The organism is Burkholderia sp. HMSC10F09, from assembly GCF_001806955.1.
GTDB lineage: Bacteria > Pseudomonadota > Gammaproteobacteria > Burkholderiales > Burkholderiaceae > Burkholderia > Burkholderia multivorans.
In genome coordinates this window covers 39,242-56,641 of record NZ_KV786676.1, presented here as the reverse complement: position 1 = coordinate 56,641, position 17,400 = coordinate 39,242, and the positions used below count along the sequence as shown (strand labels likewise).

The window sequence follows — 17,400 nt, the reverse complement described above, 5'->3', positions numbered from 1 at the left end:
GACGAAATGTAACCCTGCTGGCGGCATTTTTCACGCCTCCATGAAAAAACGGACCGTGCGATGCGCGGTCCGTTCGATGGGGGCTACGACGAGTTAGGCTGGGACAATTTCGTCGTCGTCGCCTACGTCTTCGCCGGTCATGCCAGCGAGCATTTTGTTTTGCCAGCCGAGCGCTTGCAGTTCGAGTTGGAAGCCGTTGAACTCATGGCCGACGTATGCCCCCGTGTTCTCGTTGAACTGGAGGTCAACAAGCAGTTGCAAACCCTTATAAATGCGATGGGGTTTAGCGGCAGGCTTGTAGCCTTTATCCTGCAAAATCATTCCAAGCCGCTTGCGGGAGTAGGAGAAATTGTATTCTGCCTCGCTCCACGCCTTGAAGAACTTATAGGCGTCACCGAAGTGGATCTCGCCATCGGGATCGTCGCGGGTGAATTCCGACAGCCAGCTTTCAACAACATCCATTTCCCCCCGGTATTCGGAGACTTCGTTGGCGATGATCGCCGGTTCCTTAAGTTTGTAGCCGTTCTCGCGCCACTGCTGGCAGCCAACGAGCGCCCAGTTCAGGATGCCCGGGAGTTCGTCGCGCAGCTTGCGCTCAAGGTCAGGGTCGCGTTTCTGGGGCGGAATCGTCACTGTGAACGGGATCAGCTTCATGCGACGCCAGATACCATGATCGTTGCCTTTGATCGTCGGTTTGTAGTTACCGGCGAGCCAGAGCTTGAAGCGCGGCATGAACGAGAATGCATTCTGATAGAGCATGCGAGCGACGATCTCTTCGCCACCGGTATACCACTTCACGGTTTTCTCGCTGAAATGGCGTCCCTCTTCGACCTCGCTCATGGCGACGAGACGTTTCCCGACGAGGCGTGCGACTTCACTGCTTGAGGCATTCGAAGACATAGCTTGCCCGCCGTTCTTGTCGAGCAACATGTCGCCGTTCGCCTGTGCTCCGAGATCGCCGAACAGGGCGCGGAGCACATTGAGGAAGGTCGATTTCCCGTTCGCACCACTCCCATAGGCAAAGAACAGAGCGTGCTCCGTCGTCTGTGTCGTCAACGTGTAGCCAATTGCACGGCGCAGGTACTCCACAAGCTCGACGTTCCCGTTCATGATTTCCAGCAGGAAGGCTTCCCACCGCGGGCAGGTTGCATCCGGATCGAAGTTCACCCCCGCAGTCTGCGTGATGTGCAGCGCGGGGTCCATCGGCATGAACTTGCCGGTCTGCAAATCAACGAGGCCGTTCTTCGCGGGGAACATCCATTCCCCTGCATCAAGGTTGCTGGCCGAGACGGCGATGCCGGGCTCGGACCTGAACAACTCGACGGCATCCTTGAGGGCCTTATTGCTTTCGCTGTACTTCGCATGATCCATCAATTCACGGCGATTGCCGGGAGCAAGGCGGCGAATCTCGTCGTGGATCATCGGAATGATTTCGCGGGCGAGCAGCAGCACGCGAAGTTCATCGATGAAGCGCCAGGCACCGGACGGAGATTTTTCGAGCCAACGCTTCATCTCCGAGACGTAACGGAGCGTGTCGCTATACCGTTCCGACATCCGTTTCGCATTACCGAGGTCGGTTGCGCGCGAGACGCTGTCGTTGTTCTTCTGGTGCGAGTTCGCCACGTTTGCGGCAATCTGTGATACCTCCGACTCTGACAGCGGCGGATCGCAATTGGCGGCGTTGTACTCCAGCAGTTCCTCCTCCAGCAGGTCAGGGTTCAGACCTGCATTGAGCAGGGAGAACCCCTCGAATGCGACGGACTCGTTGCGGTTCCCGATGATCGCAGATTTCGATTTGGCGGATTTCCGTTTGCGCGGCTTCGTGCTCTGCGCCGAGCAGAGCAATTCAAGCAGCCACGCAGGAGCACGAGAAATGGGCAGTACAGGGTCCTCGAAGAAATAGGGTTCTCCGTTGATGACTGACGGGGGAGCGAGACAGTAACCGCCTTCCGCTTTCACGTCGACGCGAGGCAGGAAGTTGATCCTGCTCGGCACCTTCAGGTTCTCGGGATACCTGTAGATGAGGTGATACCCGCCTGATGGCGTGAACACCTTGCGCGTGGGCGGGAGTGCGCCATGTTCTTTCTCCAGCCGACTGATCGATTTGAGGCCGGTCACATCCCCATTCTTCACATCGACATCGACAACGAGCACGTAACCGGACGCCGGTCCCGTCGCGTAGGCGACGTTGTAGTCGGGGCATTCATTCGCCCATGCGCGATGTTTGTCGGGGTCCATGTTCGCGTCCTTGAATCCGTGCTGCGTAGCAGGAACCTTATCGTTCAGGCGGATAGGGAGCGGGGCGAGGCCTTCGGCTGCGAGGGCGGAGTATTTTTTGATTGGATCCGTATTCATGATTAGGAATACATAATAAATTACCGAGAGGTAGTGCATGCACCATCTCCCGGTAGTGGGTTAGCAGATTTCGAGTGTTATTCGCCCGTAATCGGGCATGTCAAGTCGTGGTTACGGGGTCCGCAGGCGTCAGGCATACACCATCTCCTCGGAGCCGACCGGTACAGAATCCATTGGCTGAGCGAGGGCAGTTGTTGTGTAGATGGCGTTGCACTCCTTGCAGACGAAGCCATACGGTTTGCCGTTCATCCCGAAAATGCGGAGTGGACTGTGCCCGATCGGGTGCGTGGGGCAGTAGATGTAATCTCCGATCCGAAGGCTGGACAGGGGCTGCTGACCGTCAACAGCGTTAATCGGCCAAACGGGGTACTCGGGGGGCAAGTCGAGGATCCAATTATCAGGACCGCACCATTGAAGAAGCCCCTCTTCAAGAAACAGGTAGAGGGAACGGGTCGCGTCATTAAATTCGGTATGCATAGTATTTCCTTGTGAGATGGTTGGCCAGGCTGTTCAACTTGAACGATCGCCGGATCGAAATCAGATGCGAGGGAGCACCTCGCCGCACGTTTCTTCGTTGCCGAGGAGTTGTGCAGAAAAATTCGATGGACTGGACTGTACGGAGGCGGAAAACACGGCGCAAGATGAGTAGCTTTTGTCTTTTCCGGTGGGAGGTACGAGTTGGCGAGAGCCGAAAAATCGAATGCGCGAGCTAGAAGGGTGTTACAAAAAAAGGAGGAAGGGGGAGAGGGGTTGCGTTATTTGTAACAGGCCTTGCCGGACCGTTTTGACGGTCGACGATGCATGTTTTCGGTCGAGACACCCCTCGAGACCCAGGTTACGCTCCTCTCACACTCCGCATTAGGGAAAATACCTATTTGCGACCAAGGGCTTCGTTGCATTTTTACGTCAATCTAGTAGAAACCCCTATTTTTTGACAATTCAACGATTCCACGAAAGGTAGGTGCAAACTTCCGGGGAGAGCTTGTCGTACATTGGTCATTGGGAAACGTACGGCGGGCCGGCTCCCTCGGTCGCTCGGCGTCCTTCTCCTCGCCCTCTCACTCGTGCGTGCGTGCGAGCACAACACATCCTAAACAATTCAACGATTTCTTCATTTTTCAAAAATTTCTCCATTTCTTCTCTTTCTATACAAATCTTTCTAAAAACAGGAAGAATTGTTTAATTGTTTAAAAAGCCGTTCCCTTCTGTTGGATGTGAAGAAATTTCATCCCCGCATGCGGGGGGCGGTCCGCGACGGCGCGAGCATGCGGACCGGCCGGGATGGCCCTACGGCAGAATCCTAGAAAGCTGATGATCTAGATCGAAATTACCAGTTAGATCAATGGGATAGGAGAGCGGCGGGGGAGGGTGGCGTGAAAACTGTCACTGTTGCTCGGCGGATTTCGGAATGGTCTCGGGACTGAGAGCTCGATATGGTCGACTGGACTTGTTATAGTTCCCACGAGACGAGGAGTCGCTATGTTCAATTTGCTTGTTACGGCAAACGAAGAGGCTTGGGACGGTCGGCCGACCACGTTTCCGCTGAGTCGCAGCTTGCGCGAGTATACGGATACTGCCATCACGGAGCGATTTGGCTCGTTCGATGACGCGAGTATAGCGGCTTTGACGAAGATGCCGGCAATCTTCGCCTACGAGCAAGCAGTCGGAAAGGATCCCAAGTTCGGTAGGATCACCCACATCAGCAAGCGGTCGAATCGCTTGGAGGTGCGTGTTGACTACGAGCTAATTGAGCTTCCCCGGTTCTTGACTAACGAAGAACTGTGGGTAATGGGCGTCGAACTCGATCTGGGCGGTTGGGAGTCGTCGCGCACTCATTGGGCCGTCAAAGACGTCGATCTAGTGCAGGAGCTGATTCCGAAGGGAATCAGCTTGCCGGATCAATTCGCCCCTCAGTCTCGCGCGCCGGCGGCGCCAGCCAGGATAGACGTCACGACTCATCGCTTTGATGTTGCGTTTTCGTTCCCCGGCGAATACCGCGACTTGGTCGAAGCGGTAGCGAAGGAAACGACAGCGCTGCTCGGTGCTCATGCCTGTTTTTATGACATGAACTACCAAGCGCAGCTAGCCCGACCAGCGCTCGACCTCCTCCTGCAAGATATCTACGGCAAGCGCTCAAAGCTCCTTGTGGTATTCATTGGAACAGACTACCAGCGCAAGGTGTGGCCGGGCATTGAATGGACCGCGATTCGCTCTGTCATGACGGCGGCCAAGGCGAGCGGACGAATCATGTATGTCCGGGTGGATGATGGCGATGTGGAGGGCGTCTTTCCGCATGACGGGTACATCGACGCCCGTCGGTTCAGTCCTGCGCAGATTGCCGCATTCATCGCAGAGCGCGTTGAATTCGCCCCCACTCCGACGGTTACGTAGAGCGGCCTACGGATCAGTCTTGTTGTGCAAATTCGTAAGAATGTGTTTGCTAATTCATCAGGTACGCACGAGTGCGTCATGGGAAGCGCATTGGTCTGCGGGGGGAGTTCATGAGGGTTTCAGATCCGGAATATCAACAGCACGTTGTTTTCAATGAGTTGGGGCGGTACGAGCAATTCTATGAGAGTCTGGCCGATGGCGTTTTCCAATTTGTGTCGATAGGAACCACTGCCATCTGCAATATCGATACCTACGTCTACTCTGCGATCGCGGGCACGATCGCATCTATTAGTATGATCCTCCGGGACGGTCGAATTAACGATGCATATGCGCTGCTGAGAAAATACTACGACTCTGCGGTGATAAACGTTTACTCAAATTTATATCTTCGGGAGCACTACGAGAAATGGGATTTCACGGCGAAGACGCTGCTGGCCGAGCAGATCAATGGCTGGCTACATGGTCGAGTGAAGTTGCCCGAGTACCGGGTGATGTCGAACTATATACGGTCCAGCGAAAGGCTTCGGACGATCAACAGTCTCCTGCACGCGGACGATACCTACAAGAAGATCCGAGGTCGATGCAACGATAACACGCACTACAACTTCTTCGAAAACGTCATGCTGAACAATCGGGAAGTGTATATCCGCAGCCGGGGTGCCGCTATCGAACAGATTCGGCTGGATGCGATTGCGATTTTCGTTCTCCACTTCTCCTATGTGGTTTCGGTGAACGAGCACTACTTGATGTCGAGCGACTACATGGATTATATGGAGTGCGGCTCCGCTCCCCCGGAAGGCTGCGAGCACTGGGTCGCACCCTACGCGCAAGATGCGTTCAATTCGATCCTGCGTGTTCATAGGCCCGACTTAGCAGAAGCCATTCGGCAAAGTAGCGCAATGCAATTTGATGGCTGATAGGAAGTCTAGGGGAAGATTGGGAAGAGTGATGTGAAAACTGTCATTGTTCCTCGCCGGATTTGCGGATGGTCGCCGTCGTGTCGGCAGCGGGTGCTCGCTTGCCGTTGCCCTGAAGGTTGATCTGCTGGACCCTGGACGCACTTTCAACGAACGGAGTGCGATCATGGTCGATCAGAAGCAAGGTGCAACGAGTAAGGACGAGAAAGTGGGCAAGCCGGTTGCCAGCGATTCGAAGACGAGCGCTGGTGCGTCGGCGGCAAACGTAACGGGGAACGATACCGCAGCGAAGGCGGCACAGGCGACGCCGGCTGCGCCGACGAAGATGGAACTGGCGACGGAAATCTACAAGCGGATGCGGACCGTCAAGGACGTGGCGCGGAAAGACATCATCGAGAAGTTCATCGCCGAGGTGAAGCTGACGAAGGCCGGCGCGAGCACGTACTACCAGATGATCAAGGACAAGCACGAGCCGATGGGCAAAAAGTAACACGATGGATGACTAAACGATGCGACGAAAGGCACATTCACAGTGCCTTTCCCTTTTTCGAGTCGCACGTTTCGCTCTGGTCAGGAAGGTTGCCCAGCTCGATCGCGTGGTGGAAGCAATGACGGGTCGAGCCTGCATGCTTCAAGTTCAAGAAGGGCAGGCTGTTTCCACGATCCGGTAAGGTGCGCGGCGTATTCCAATAGGGGGATAGGGCCGACGAATTTCTTGGCCTGAGGGGCGACGACGTAGACTTGACCCGCATGCAACGTGGTTGTCTCTCGCCAAAGGCCGGGATCATCTGACACCGCAATATGCGCGCTTCTTCCCGCCGGCGTGAAGAGATGCAACCCAAGCTTGTCCTTGCTCGGCATGATGGCGATGGTATACGCGCCACGCCATGAAAGTAGGTTCCCGGCGCTGTCGGCGGGGATCCCAAAAAAGCCTGTCCCATATATGGGGATAGCGTTCGCCCGTTCGAGATCCTGCTCCCACATGGCATCTTTCAGGTGAGCTGCATACGCGGTGGTGAGAAATTGATCCCCGAAGAGATTGTAGCCTACCGCGCGAGCGACCTTTGCCATGAACCGAGCTTCAGGATTGACGCCGATGCTCATGTTGACGTCGCGTGGACCGTTGCCGAGAGATTGAATTTTGTCGATATCAATCTGCGCCTGTGCGTCGGGTGCACGGACGAATGGGCTATCTTTCGGATCATCAGTGATGCTGAAATTCAAAGCATATCTTCTGGCACGACGGAAATGCGCTTTGAAAGAGCGCAGTGCAAGACTAATCCACCACGGATGAGTAACGGTGAGTGCCAGGTAGGCGCGTCCGGTGTCCTTTTGTCGCGCGATCGGATCGCCGCCCAAGTAGGTGGCGAAGCGTTCGTCGTCGCGCTGGTGGAAGTGATAGACGTGCTCCCCGCATGGACCGAGCCAGGATTCACACACTTCATCTGTCGTCGAGATTGCTCGTATTTCGCCCATGTAGATTAACGGCAGCGTGCTATCTTGGGAATCTAGCGTGAGGTAATCGCGAGACGCAACCGCGTCATGATTGTTGCGGAACCAACTTTTAATGAATGGGCCATCGATGAAGAGGCCAGACAAGTTATTGCATCGTTGGCACACTCGCCGAGTCTTGAAAAGGTCGCTGCACAGCGATCCACCGAGGCTGTCTGGAAAGATATGCTCCAGGGAGAACTCGGCTATGGGCTTGTCTTTCCCGCAATAAAGACAATTCTTCGCTGGGAAATCACCTGTAACAACACTGTCATTGGATGCTGGCATGGTGGGCTAACGTTTTGGCAATATGGAAAGTCGATTGTATATGCTACCAAGAGCGACAGCGGGGGCAGTAGCAGGGTTCGATCTGTGTAATCTCCTTTTGGAGTGGAGTTCGAGAAAATTAGAACTCTTGCTCAACAGGGATGACTTTCACAGTTTTAGATTATTTTTTGTTCGGCTGTTTACGGAATCCTCGATAGAGGGTATGGGCTCTCCATAATATTCTCGAATTAGGTCCGATTGGAATGCTTGAATTCCAATGAATGGTGCATCCAGCTCTGAGCCGGGAGGGCGAAAGCAGATTACCGCTCCGCCATTCATTCTCTTCTCATAAAGTTCGAGTGTTAGAAGAAATGCGCGAAAAGCAAAGCGAGGTAGACCTCGGATCGCCCATTTTGATTTTTCTAGTCCGGCATTTTCGAAGAATTGCTCCGCGTGCTGGCGAGAGAACATTAGTGGAATGAGTGCCTTGCTTGATCCAAATTGACGTGTTGCGTAATGAGATCCAGTGATTTCTCCATCTCGAATCTCCATGATAATCCAAAACGGTTCCCCGATATAGCTGTCATCAGGGAGTGCCACAGTTTTAAGTCGTTCAGCAAGAATGGTTCTGAAGGACGGGAGGTCTTCAAATTTCAGCGGAATGATGTCGTTGAATTTTGCAAAATCGATTGCTCCGCTTTGATATCCGTTTCTCGATACGATAACGCCGATAATGGTCCCAATGTCTCGTAGCTTTGATTCGAATTCCTGAACCTGTCCTTTCGCAACGGGGGTAGCCCAGTCTTTGCATTCAATGGCTACTCTATGACGGATGCCCGCCTTGGTGAATTCGTAGTACACGTCGATTTCATGCTGCACTCCAGACTTACCGTTGACAATGATCCTCTTTCCAACTACGACGCCTTCGTCCCTCATATTAAGAAGGGAGCTGTAGAGCTGCTGCACATCATTTTCAAGTGATGACCCGGGCTTCATGATTCTCTCTCTACGATAGCCATGGTGAATGCCCACCACGTGTTACTTGCCTAGTTAAGGACCGAGGCGGGGTGGCGCAGCGGAAGAGGTATCTCGGTCGAATGTTTCAGACACCTCGCTTATCCAGATAACGGATTTCATGCAGAGGAACTTTAGAGCCGGAAGCTATATCGTCAGCTTCTCAAGATTGGCGCTGGCGTCAAAACTGGCATCGCGGTGGAACCTGCGCGAACAGTGGTTTTGCGTGGAGCAGCGAGAAAGCGTGACGTAAGAACGCGCGTGAATAGTGGTTTTGATTAACGCGCTGGGGCTTGGGAAGCTGAGGTAATGGCCATTATACGACGCCCGCAGAACTGGCAATTCTACAGGGAACCGCCGCCGGAAGGCAAGCGCGCATGATCCGCATCCACCGCCCGGTATCCGAACGACTTCGCGCACGAACGGACCGGGCGGCTGATCCCACGGATTGCAGGCGAATTCGATCGCTCCGTCGGCGATCGTCACGCTGCAGGAAAGAATGAGGCCGTCGTTCGCCGCGTCGTGGTTGTAGTCGAACCGCGACACGGTTTCGAACGTCAGCACGTGCCTGCGGCCACCGATCTTGCTGTCGATCGCGCGTCGCCCGAGCAAGTACCCGCGACCGCGGAGCCCGGGCACGGCTACGGCAGCGTGTTCGAAGCCGACTTCATCGATCGGAATTCGCCGGCCGAATCGCGCTCGATCGAAATCGTATTGTTCGCCGACGATTCGGGGCATTTGAGTTACGTCGAGATCGATTTCTGCGAAAACGGACTGCCCGTTCCCGAGCATCTGCACCTGGAGCCGTCGCCGTATCGCGTGTTCGAAAGCGATCGATTGCTGCGAAACTGAAACGATGCGCTCGTCATTGCCGTCGTCGTCACACGCCGACCAACCGCAACCCGACCAGCGCCGCGGCCCCCGCCGCAATCAGCAGCAGCGCATGCACACGCGTATAGATCACGCACAGCGTCGACGCGACCGCAATCGCACGCGCCGGCCAGCCGCCGTCGAGCGCCTGCAGCAGCACCCACACCGAAGCGGCGATCATCCCCGCCGCCACCGGCCGCAGCCCCGCTTCGAGTGCGATCTGCCAGCGCGCGCCCTGATGCCGCCGCCATAGCCGGGCGATGCCGTAGATCAGAAACGCGGTCGGCCCGAATAACGCGAGCGTCGCGATCACCGCGCCCCAGAAGCCGGCGACCTGCCAGCCGATCAGCGTCGCGAGCAGCGAGCCGGGGCCGGGCGCCATTCGCGCGATCGCGAAGTCGTTGACGAATTGCGCGGCCGTCATCCAGTGATGCACGTCGACGATCTGCCGCTGAATGTCGGCGATGATCGCCTGCCCGCCGCCGATCGTCGCGATCGACAGCGGCGCGAACACGCCGAACAGCGCGGCGTAGCGCGACGCGGCCGTCATCGGTCGCCGCTTCCTTGCGCGCGCGCGCCTGCGCGGCGGTATTCGAATGCGACGCTGAGCGCACCGCCGATCAGCACGGTCCACACGAGCGGCCAGTGCAGCACGGCGACCGACACGAAGGTGACTGCCGCCACCGCGAGCGGCAGCACGCCGCGCGGCAGGCGGCGCACCGCGGTGATCGCCATCGACACGGACAGCCCGATCGCGGCGGCCGCCGCGCCGGCAAGCGCGACGTGCGTGAGCGGAAAGCGCGTCAGCGTCGAGAACGCGACGCCGAACAGCACGATCAGCACGGCGGGCGGCACGATGATTCCGATAAAGCCGGCCAGTGCGCCGCGCCATCCGGCAAGCCGGTAGCCGATCCAGATCGCGAGGTTCTTCACGTTCACGCCCGGCAGCGCCTGCGACAGTGCAAGACCGTTGAGGAACGCTTCTTCGTCGAGCCAGCGCCGTTCGTGCACGAAGTCGCGCATGATGCGGCCGCTCAAGCCGCCGCCGAAGCTCGTCAGGCCGATCTGGGCGAACGCGACAAACAGCGCGGCGACGCCGGGACGCGGTGCGCGATCGTCAGGCTCGGCGGAAGAAGATGAAGGGGGCGGCGGCATCGGTTCGACGGAATCGGGCGGTTCGCGGGGCGGTCATGTTAGCAAGCGGCGGCTGTCGGGATGCTGACATCGATTCGTCATGCGCGTCATCGTGCGTCGCGGCGTCCGAACCGGCGTATGATCGCGACGCGCGCTCGCGCAACGTCCGTCATCCGTCCGCCGCTTCATCATCATGTCCGCTTCCGATTCGTCTTATTCCGCCGGGCCCGGCGCCGCGCCGCTGTCTGCCGATCTCGTCGCGTCCGCGGTCGCGGCGCTGTCGCGCGCCGACGCATTGCTCGTGACGGCCGGCGCCGGCATCGGCGTCGACTCGGGGCTGCCCGACTTTCGCGGCACCGACGGCTTCTGGCGCGCGTATCCGGCGCTGCGCCACGAGCGTTTCGAATTCCACGAAATCGCGTCGCCGCAGGCGTTCCGCGCGCGGCCGCAGCTGGCTTGGGGCTTCTATGGCCATCGCCTCGCGCTGTACCGGTCGACGGTCCCGCACGCGGGCTTCGCGATCCTGCGCCGCTGGATCGACGCGATGCCGAACGGCGGCTTCGTGCTGACGAGCAACGTCGACGGACAGTTTCAGAAAGCCGGTTTCGATCCGGCGCGCATCGTCGAGATTCACGGGTCGATCCATGCGCTGCAGTGTCTGCGCCCGTGTTCGGACGACACGTGGGATGCCGCGCCTTTCATCCCGACCGTCGACGAAGCCGCATGCCGGCTCGTCGGCGAGCCGCCGCGCTGCCCGCATTGCGGCGGCCTCGCACGGCCGAACATCCTGATGTTCGGCGACGCGGGCTGGCTCGGCGCGCGCTACGCCGCGCAGGAGCGCGCGCTGCAGCAATGGATCGCGCAGGCGGGGCGCGTCGCGGTCGTCGAGATCGGCGCGGGCACGGCGATTCCGACGGTGCGCATGCTGAGCGAGCAGCTCGGCGCCGACGTGATCCGCATCAACGCGCGCGAAGCGCATGCACGGCGTGCGGACGTGATCGGCCTGAAAGGCGGCGCGCTTGCGACGCTGAACGCGCTCGACGTGGCCTGGCAACACGCATAGCCGCGGTTGCCGGTTGCCGGCACGCGGCGAATCCGCCTACATTGCTGGCAATGCCGCGGATGCGCGCGCCGCGCGGATCCGTGCCGGCATGCCTCGCCATCGCGGGGCGGCGGCCCGCCGGCCGCTTCATCGAACGGGAGCGTCCGTGTTTTATTCGATCGTCGCGATCTTCGTCGGTGCCGGGCTCGGCGCGCTGCTGCGCTGGTTCCTGAGCCTCGCGCTCAATGCGCTGTTTCCCGCGGTGCCGCTCGGCACGCTGGCTGCGAACCTGATCGGCGGCTACGCGATCGGCGTTGCGGCCGTCGTGTTCACGGCGCGTGTCGGCCTGCCGCCGGAATGGCGGCTGTTCGTGATCACGGGTTTCCTCGGCGGCCTGACGACGTTCTCGACGTTTTCGGCCGAAGTGATGACGCACGCGTTGCAGGGCGAATCGGGATGGGCGTTTGCGGTGGCTGCCCTACACTTGACTGGATCGTTCGTGCTGACCGCGCTCGGAATGTGGACCGCGCGTGCGTGGCTTGCGGCGACGTGAGCGCGCCGGCGACGGAGGGAGCGATGGACACGGTTTTCTTGCGCTTTTACGTGCACGAGCAGCATCGGCTGCACTGGAAGCCGCTATGGGAATGGCTGCTCGAGGAGGCGAACCGGATGGGCGTCGCGGGCGGCTCCGCGTTTCGCGCGATGGCCGGTTTCGGCCGGCATCGCGTGCTGCACGAGGATCGCTTCTTCGAACTGCAGGGCTCGCTCGCGATCGAGGTGGAGTTCATCGTCACCGAGGAGGAGGCGCAGCGGCTGCTCGAACGGCTGTCGCGCGAGAAGCTGCGCGTGTGCTACGCGGTGATTCCGGCGCGCTTCGGCGTGATCGACACGCTCGCTACGCCGCCGGCGCCGGGCCAGGCGGCGTAGCGTGCGCGCTCAGATACCGAACATCGTCAGCGATACGGCCGCGCGCGTGACGATCATCATCAGCACCTGGACGATCACGAACAGCAGGATCGGCGACAGGTCGATACCGCCGAGGTTCGGGATCACGCGGCGCAGCGGGTTCAGAAACGGCGCCGTGAGCTGGTAGAGGATCGGCATCGCCGGCGAGCGCGGGTTCAGCCACGACAGCAGCGCCATCAGGATCGTCATCCAGATCACGAGGTTGAGCGCCCACTTGACGACGGTGAGCAGCGCGACGGCGACGACGGTCGGAATCACCGCGGCTGGATCGAAGCCGGCCATCGCGACCATCAGCACGACGTAGACGAGCGCGGTGAGCAGCGCGGCGACGACGCTGGCCCAGTCGATCCCGCGTACGCCGGGAATCGCACGGCGCAGCGGCAGCACGAGCCAGTTGGTCGCCTGCAGCACCGCCTGCGTGACGGGGTTGTACGGCGGCACGCGAACCGCCTGCATCCACACGCGCAGGATCAGCGCGGCGCCGAACAGCGTAAACAGCGTATTGAGTAGAAAACGGGCGATCTCGCCGAACATCGTTGGCATCCTTTTTATACAGTCGAGTAGCGTGCGGCCGCCAACGCCGGATGGCGGCGCATCGGCCGACACCTTATCACGCCTCGTGTTGCGGCGGCGAGGGGCGATCTGCCGCGCGCGCGAGCGCGGTCTCGACGACCTCGGCGAGCGCCGGCAGCGACGCAGGCGGCGCGGCGCGCTTCGCGGCCAGCGCGATCGCGCGGCGCGTCATCAGCGCATACAGCGTCGCGTGGTCGCCGCCGCGTGCATCGAGCAGCGCGAGCTGACGTTCGACGATTCCCGTGTCGCCGCGCGATACGGGCCCGGCAAGCGCGTTCGCGAGCCCCTTGTCGCGCGCGGTCTCGATCGTGCCGGCCAGCATCGGCAGCAGCGCGCGCAGCGCGGCTTCCTCGTCGAAGCCGAGGCCGCGCCACAGCTCGACGGCTTCCGCGAGCCCGCACAGCGCGAAGCTGGCCGCGTAGTGCGCGGCCGCGTGGTACAGCATGCGGCCGCCGGCCGGAATCGACAGCGGATGACAGCCGAGCGCCGCGACGAGACGCAGCAGCGTCGCGTGCAGTGCGCCGTCGGCTTCGATCGTGACCGAGCAGCCGTCGATGCGCGCGAGATCGGCGTCGGTGCCGCCGAACAGGTACAACGGATGGAAGCCGCCCGTCGCGACGTGCTGACGTTTGGCCGGATCGAGCACCTCGATCGCCGACGCGCCGCTGCAATGGACGATCGCCTGCTGCGCGGCGCGTGACGCGTCGAAGCGCAGTGCGGCGGCGGTCGACGCGAGATGGTCGTCGGGCACGGTCAGGAAGATCAGGTCGGCGGCGTCGACGACATCTTGCGGCGTATCGAGCGCGCGGCATCCGTCGATCCGCGCGGCCAGCGTGCGGGCCGATTCGGGCCTGCGGCTCGCGATCGCGACGACCGGAAAGCCGGCGTCCGCGAAGCGCCGTGCGACGCAGTGCGCGAGGCGGCCGGCGCCGATGAAGCCGAGGCGGGGCGTGTCGGGAAGGGGCATGGCGAAAGCGGTACGTCAAAACGGGACAGCCGCCAGTATCGCAGGAATAGGGCGGCGACCGCGGCGTGCGGGAGGCGCGGGCGAGACAGCGTGTGCGTACGGCGGTGATCGGTTGATTCGGCTGATTCGGCTGACGAAGACGCGCTGAACGTTCGCGAACCGCTGACACGCGAGCGCGCAGTGAATCGGCCCCAAATCGATTCGGCCACGCGCCTCTTGAATCGTCGGCATTTCGTCTCAAATTTGTAATCGTTCATTACGAATGCGCGCGATGACGCCGTTCGCGACGCGGTAAGACTGACCGATCGTCGCTGCGCGGGTCGACCTGCCGGGCGGAATTGCGCGGTGCGCAAGGCGTGCGGCGGCGGCCGGGCGCCGCGCGGCGCGGCCGTGCGCGGCGCATCGAATTGCAATTTGCAACAAATGGACGATACGCGCGGCGCGGGTTTTCGCTACATTGCTTCCATGCGACGCGCATGTCCGCCGTTGCCGACCGGAGCGCATAAATTACCGCTCCAGCAGGAGAATCGAAGTGAAAAAGCTCATTCCGTTCATTGCCGCCGCCGCGCTTGGCCTGGGTGTCGCGAGCGCCGCGCAGGCTCACGTGTCGATCGGGGTCGGCATCGGTGTCCCGGTCGCTCCCGCTTATCCGGTGTACGCACCGCCGCCGCCGGTGTACTACGCACCGCCGCCTCCGCCGGTCGTCTATGCGCCGGCGCCCGCGTATTACGCACCGCCGGCCGTGGTCGTCGGCGGCTACTACGGCCGTCCGTACTGGCACCGCGGCTGGGGCCATCACGGCTACTGGCGTCGCTGACCGATGCGCGCGCGGCGATGCCGCGCGATGCAAAACGGCGCACCGCTCCGGCAAGGGGCGATGCGCCGTTTTTCATTGGGCGGCGCGGGTCGGCGGCAGGGACGCGGATTGCCGTGAGGCCGAACGGCCAACAGCCGACAGGTTGATCGCGCTTCGCGCGTCGTTGGTGTCGGCCCGCCTTCAGGCCGCGTGCACGATCAGATCGCGGTAGCCGCCGACGATCACGCTATAAGAGAAGTAGGCGAACAGCAGCGCGGAGGCGACGTGGCAAGCGCGCATCAGCCGCGCGCCGGCACGTTTGCGGCCGTGGCTCGCGAGCGTGCACATGAAGAGCGTCCACGCGAGCCCGCCGAGGAAGAAGCCCGACAGAAAGACGGACGCAGTCGCCGCGCTGGTCGCGCCGGCCTTCGCGATCAGCGCGCCGCCGACCGCCGCGAACCAGAGGATCGCGCTCGGCGACGACATCGCGAGCAGCATCCCGCGCACGAAGCTGCGCCGCGCGCTGGCTCGGGGCGGCGCGACGTCGGCATCGCGGTCGGGCGCCGCGGCCGGCGACAGCGCTTCGCGCGCCATCTTCCAGGTGAGAAACAGCAGCACCGTGCCGCCGCCGATCCAGACGACCCAGCGCACCGGCTCGAACTGCAGCAGCACGGCCATCCCGGCGAGCGCGAGCGCCGCATAGACGAGATCGCCGACGCACGAGCCGAGGCCGAGCCAGAAGCCCGGCCGGAACCCGTGCGAGAGCGTCAGCGACAGCATCGCGACGTTGACGAGGCCGATATCGAGACACAGCGACAGCGACAGGAAAAATCCGTCGGACAGCATCGAAGCGGGGGCGAAATTCATCGTCGTTCCAGTGCGGCGGCTGCGCTCACAGCCCGATGTCCTGCCACAGCCGATCGACGCGCGCCTTCACCGCGGCGTCCATCTCGATCGGGCGGCCCCATTCGCGGTTCGTCTCGCCGGGCCACTTGTTGGTCGCGTCGAGCCCCATCTTCGAGCCGAGACCGGCGACCGGCGACGCGAAGTCGAGGTAATCGATCGGCGTGTTGTCGACCATCACGGTGTCGCGCACCGGATCGACGCGCGTCGTGATCGCCCAGATCACTTCCTTCCAGTCGCGGATATTCACGTCCTCGTCGACGACGACGATGAACTTCGTATACATGAACTGCCGCAGGAAGCTCCAGACGCCGAACATCACGCGTTTCGCGTGGCCCGCGTAGCTCTTCTTCATCTGGACGATCGCCATCCGGTAGCTGCAGCCCTCGGGCGGCAGATAGAAGTCGGTGATCTCCGCGAACTGCTTCTGCAGCAGCGGCACGAACACCTCGTTCAGCGCGACGCCGAGGATCGCGGGCTCGTCGGGCGGCTTGCCGGTGTACGTCGAGTGGTAGATCGCGTCGCGACGCATCGTGATCCGCTCGACCGTGAACACGGGAAACCACTCCTGCTCGTTGTAATAGCCGGTGTGATCGCCGTACGGGCCTTCGAGCGCATGCTCGTACGCCGCGGCCGCCTGGCCGGCAGGGCGCGGGGGCGCGCCGGCCGGCGCCGGGGCCGGCGTGCCGTCCTGCGGATAAATGAAGCCTTCGAGCACGATCTCCGCGCGCGCGGGCACCTGCAGCGTATCGACGCCCGGCGTCAGGCACTTCGCGAGCTCGGTGCGGCTGCCGCGCAGCAGCCCGGCGAACTGGTATTCGGACAACGAATCGGGCACGGGCGTGACCGCGCCGAGCGTCGTCGCCGGATCGGCGCCGAGCACGACCGCGACCGGATACGGCTTGCCCGGGTTTCTCAGCGCGAATTCCCGGAAATCGAGCGCGCCGCCGCGATGCGCGAGCCAGCGCATGATCAGCTTGTTGCGGCCGATCAACTGCTGCCGGTAGATGCCGAGGTTCTGGCGCGGCTTGTTCGGCCCGCGCGTGACGGTCAGCCCCCACGTGACGAGCGGCCCCGCGTCGCCGGGCCAGCAGGTCTGGATCGGCAGCTTGTGCAGATCGACGTCGGCGCCTTCCCACACGATTTCCTGGCACGGCGGCGACGAAACCGTCTTCGGCGCCATGTCCCAGACGGCCTTCGCGAGCGACAGCAGCTTGCCGGCGTCCTTCAGGCTCCTGGGCGGATCGGGTTCCTTCAGCGCGGACAGCAGCCGGCCGAGATCGCGCAGCGAGTCGAGCGCGGCGTCGTCGCCCGCGTCGACGCCCATGCCGAGCGCGACGCGCCGCGGCGTGCCGAACAGGTTGCCGAGCACCGGGAACGCATAGCCGGGCGGCGCCTCGAACAGCAAGGCCGGGCCGCCGGCCCGCAGCACGCGATCGCACAGTTCGGTCATTTCGAGCACGGGCGACACGGGCTGCGTCACGCGCCGCAGTTCGCCGAGCGCCTCGAGGCGCTGGATGAAATCGCGTAAGTCTTTGTATTTCATGAACAAGGTCCGGGCCGCTCGCAACGCGGGCGACGGTGGGCGGGCGCAGCGTCCGGCTGCGGCCCCGAATCGAGCGCCGATTTTACCCGGCCCGCCGTCCGCGCGTCCGGTCTCGAAAAAAGTCGATCGCGCGCAAACCCCCTACGGCAGGGCGATTCCGTTCTGAAG

18 protein-coding genes are annotated in these 17,400 nt (G+C 61.5%); 7 read left to right on the top strand and 11 right to left on the bottom strand.

Annotation, left to right across the window (positions count from 1 at the left end; all coding sequences use genetic code 11):
• Window positions 1-93 precede the first annotated feature (93 nt).
• On the bottom strand, window positions 94-2,394 hold the full coding sequence (locus HMPREF3115_RS11940; protein ID WP_227747595.1) for a phage/plasmid primase, P4 family: 2,301 nt from the start codon (window positions 2,392-2,394) through the stop codon (window positions 94-96).
• 90 nt (window positions 2,395-2,484) lie between these two features.
• Window positions 2,485-2,832: a hypothetical protein gene (locus HMPREF3115_RS11935; RefSeq protein WP_070554515.1), complete on the bottom strand. Its 348-nt coding sequence runs from the start codon at window positions 2,830-2,832 to the stop codon at window positions 2,485-2,487.
• Between the two features lie 1,002 nt (window positions 2,833-3,834).
• On the opposite strand from HMPREF3115_RS11935, the gene HMPREF3115_RS11930 reads away from it, so the two are divergent.
• From HMPREF3115_RS11930 to HMPREF3115_RS11920, 3 genes are all read left to right on the top strand, one after another.
• Window positions 3,835-4,746: a TIR domain-containing protein gene (locus HMPREF3115_RS11930; protein WP_070554513.1), complete on the top strand. Its 912-nt coding sequence runs from the start codon at window positions 3,835-3,837 to the stop codon at window positions 4,744-4,746.
• Window positions 4,747-4,856: 110 nt separating this feature from the next.
• The gene (locus HMPREF3115_RS11925) at window positions 4,857-5,663 is read left to right on the top strand and encodes a hypothetical protein (protein ID WP_070554526.1); all 807 of its coding nucleotides are present in this window, start codon (window positions 4,857-4,859) and stop codon (window positions 5,661-5,663) included.
• A gap of 166 nt (window positions 5,664-5,829) precedes the next feature.
• Window positions 5,830-6,153, top strand: a complete 324-nt coding sequence (locus HMPREF3115_RS11920; protein WP_070554511.1) for a hypothetical protein — start codon at window positions 5,830-5,832, stop codon at window positions 6,151-6,153.
• Between the two features lie 80 nt (window positions 6,154-6,233).
• On the opposite strand, the gene HMPREF3115_RS29065 is transcribed toward HMPREF3115_RS11920, so the two are convergent.
• The 5 genes from HMPREF3115_RS29065 to HMPREF3115_RS11900 form a co-directional block, all read right to left on the bottom strand.
• Complete coding sequence (locus HMPREF3115_RS29065; protein ID WP_083302195.1) at window positions 6,234-7,442, bottom strand: HNH endonuclease; 1,209 nt, start codon at window positions 7,440-7,442, stop codon at window positions 6,234-6,236.
• 147 nt (window positions 7,443-7,589) lie between these two features.
• Window positions 7,590-8,456, bottom strand: coding sequence for a restriction endonuclease (locus tag HMPREF3115_RS29060; protein ID WP_218079209.1), 867 nt, complete (start codon window positions 8,454-8,456; stop codon window positions 7,590-7,592).
• Window positions 8,457-8,582: 126 nt separating this feature from the next.
• Window positions 8,583-9,233 carry a hypothetical protein gene (locus HMPREF3115_RS31580; RefSeq protein WP_175836257.1) on the bottom strand — a complete coding sequence of 217 codons (651 nt, stop codon included), beginning with the start codon at window positions 9,231-9,233 and terminating at the stop codon, window positions 8,583-8,585.
• Window positions 9,234-9,315: 82 nt separating this feature from the next.
• A complete protein-coding gene (locus HMPREF3115_RS11905) occupies window positions 9,316-9,855 on the bottom strand; it encodes a chromate transporter (protein WP_070554505.1) in 540 nt (179 codons plus the stop codon).
• A complete protein-coding gene (locus HMPREF3115_RS11900) occupies window positions 9,852-10,460 on the bottom strand; it encodes a chromate transporter (RefSeq protein ID WP_070554503.1) in 609 nt (202 codons plus the stop codon). Before HMPREF3115_RS11900 ends, HMPREF3115_RS11905 begins: the two co-directional genes overlap by 4 nt.
• 172 nt (window positions 10,461-10,632) lie before the next feature.
• Between HMPREF3115_RS11900 and HMPREF3115_RS11895 the strand changes: the two genes are divergently transcribed.
• The 3 genes from HMPREF3115_RS11895 to HMPREF3115_RS11885 all read left to right on the top strand — a co-directional run bounded on the left by HMPREF3115_RS11895 (window position 10,633) and on the right by HMPREF3115_RS11885 (window position 12,408).
• Entirely contained in the window at window positions 10,633-11,502 is an 870-nt protein-coding gene (locus HMPREF3115_RS11895; protein WP_006406291.1) for an SIR2 family NAD-dependent protein deacylase, read from the top strand.
• A gap of 145 nt (window positions 11,503-11,647) precedes the next feature.
• Window positions 11,648-12,034 (top strand): fluoride efflux transporter CrcB, encoded by a 387-nt coding sequence (crcB, locus tag HMPREF3115_RS11890; RefSeq protein WP_065494167.1) that lies wholly within the window; start codon window positions 11,648-11,650, stop codon window positions 12,032-12,034.
• Between the two features lie 23 nt (window positions 12,035-12,057).
• Window positions 12,058-12,408, top strand: coding sequence for a DUF190 domain-containing protein (locus HMPREF3115_RS11885; RefSeq protein WP_070554525.1), 351 nt, complete (start codon window positions 12,058-12,060; stop codon window positions 12,406-12,408).
• 9 nt (window positions 12,409-12,417) lie between these two features.
• Here the strand turns inward: HMPREF3115_RS11885 and HMPREF3115_RS11880 are convergent, their stop codons facing one another.
• Window positions 12,418-12,981: a YggT family protein gene (locus HMPREF3115_RS11880; protein WP_006400835.1), complete on the bottom strand. Its 564-nt coding sequence runs from the start codon at window positions 12,979-12,981 to the stop codon at window positions 12,418-12,420.
• Between the two features lie 76 nt (window positions 12,982-13,057).
• Window positions 13,058-13,987 carry a Rossmann-like and DUF2520 domain-containing protein gene (locus HMPREF3115_RS11875; RefSeq protein ID WP_048994399.1) on the bottom strand — a complete coding sequence of 310 codons (930 nt, stop codon included), beginning with the start codon at window positions 13,985-13,987 and terminating at the stop codon, window positions 13,058-13,060.
• A 532-nt stretch (window positions 13,988-14,519) separates the two neighbouring features.
• Here HMPREF3115_RS11875 and HMPREF3115_RS11870 point away from each other — a divergent pair.
• Complete coding sequence (locus HMPREF3115_RS11870) at window positions 14,520-14,804, top strand: hypothetical protein (protein ID WP_006400832.1); 285 nt, start codon at window positions 14,520-14,522, stop codon at window positions 14,802-14,804.
• 180 nt (window positions 14,805-14,984) lie between these two features.
• On the opposite strand, the gene HMPREF3115_RS11865 is transcribed toward HMPREF3115_RS11870, so the two are convergent.
• Both HMPREF3115_RS11865 and HMPREF3115_RS11860 read right to left on the bottom strand, forming a co-directional pair.
• Window positions 14,985-15,650: a LysE family translocator gene (locus tag HMPREF3115_RS11865; RefSeq protein ID WP_070554501.1), complete on the bottom strand. Its 666-nt coding sequence runs from the start codon at window positions 15,648-15,650 to the stop codon at window positions 14,985-14,987.
• Between the two features lie 25 nt (window positions 15,651-15,675).
• A complete protein-coding gene (locus HMPREF3115_RS11860) occupies window positions 15,676-17,232 on the bottom strand; it encodes a UbiD family decarboxylase (protein ID WP_053297532.1) in 1,557 nt (518 codons plus the stop codon).
• Window positions 17,233-17,400: the final 168 nt, after the last annotated feature.